The 1,085-nt window shown below is 39.4% G+C and carries 2 protein-coding genes; both read right to left on the bottom strand.

Features of this window, described 5'->3' with window-relative positions; translation table 11 throughout:
* Positions 1–78: 78 nt before the first annotated feature.
* On the bottom strand, positions 79–438 hold the full coding sequence (locus EI164_RS16280; RefSeq protein WP_192521014.1) for a hypothetical protein: 360 nt from the start codon (positions 436–438) through the stop codon (positions 79–81).
* Positions 439–595: 157 nt separating this feature from the next.
* Positions 596–973 (bottom strand): arsenate reductase, encoded by a 378-nt coding sequence (locus EI164_RS16275; RefSeq protein WP_192521013.1) that lies wholly within the window; start codon positions 971–973, stop codon positions 596–598.
* Between the last annotated feature and the right edge of the window lie 112 nt (positions 974–1,085).

The following is a 1,085-nucleotide window of genomic DNA, read 5'->3' as shown; positions in this document are numbered from 1 at the left end:
TTGGTGCAATTTTAGCGATCAGCAGCCCTAATATTTGAATGTTCAACACGCCCTAACATTCATTCAAACAAGATGAATTTAATAAGCACAGAACTCAACAGAACTATGGTGACTATTGCCATAAATCTTCATATAGTGGTTGCCTTTACTCTCAGTAATGTAAGACGTTTCATTATCATAGCGGTCACCGTCCAATCGACCACTTGGCCCTGAGACGTAAGCCATATTGATACGATCATCGCCAACATTACGAATCACTAAGTTTTGGTCTGCTGCGAGCCATAAACGAAACACTTTTCCATCTTTGATATTGCCTGTAAAGTTACCGCAATAGCTGTCTTTTGCAAAGGTTACTTTAGTTGATGAGTCTGCCGCCTGTACGCTTGTGGCCATTATAGGTGCTGCTGCAAGCGTAGCCATCAGTAATAATTTTTTCATCATTCTATCCTCGAACATTAGGGTCTATTGAGCATTCAGATACCGTGCTGATAGCACATTTAAACATTCAATAGACCCTATAAATTAGTAAACTTAATTCTACCAATGAGAGCATAGTTTATAATTTGTCAAAGTGACAGCTTTTTATGAAAATTATTTATGAAAAAACCGCCTCAAACTCAGCTTCATTAAAGCCGCACAGCAATATTGACTGACTTTGATTTTTATCGTCAATCTGACCTTCCACAATCGGACGCTTAATCATACTGGTGTTTTCGACTAGTAAATCAATCGCGTTATTTATATCGGCATCAGCTGCTTGCTTTTGCTCATCGGTCAGCTTGCGCCATGTGGTACCACGCTTGTTCAGCACTTTATCGATACCTAGCACATCCACCCAACGCTGGACGCTTGGTTTGTCGATGCCTTGTTTTTTATAATCATGAAAATCATAGCTAACACCTAACTCCTCAAGCTTAGTAAACGCCTTTTTCATGGTGCTGCATGATTTGATACCGTAAATAGTGATGGTCATAATGATTCCTATATAACCCCAATTCGGGATAAGGGCTCAAAAAAAAGATAAAAAAAGGGTGGTGTGTCAGAAAGTATGCTGAAGAAATAAAGGAGGGTGACAGCCAAAGCAA

The sequence above is a fragment of the Psychrobacter sp. FME13 genome, assembly GCF_014861395.1.
GTDB lineage: Bacteria > Pseudomonadota > Gammaproteobacteria > Pseudomonadales > Moraxellaceae > Psychrobacter.
The sequence above is the reverse complement of the archived record's forward strand: the minus strand, read 5'-3'. Positions and strand labels throughout refer to the sequence as shown.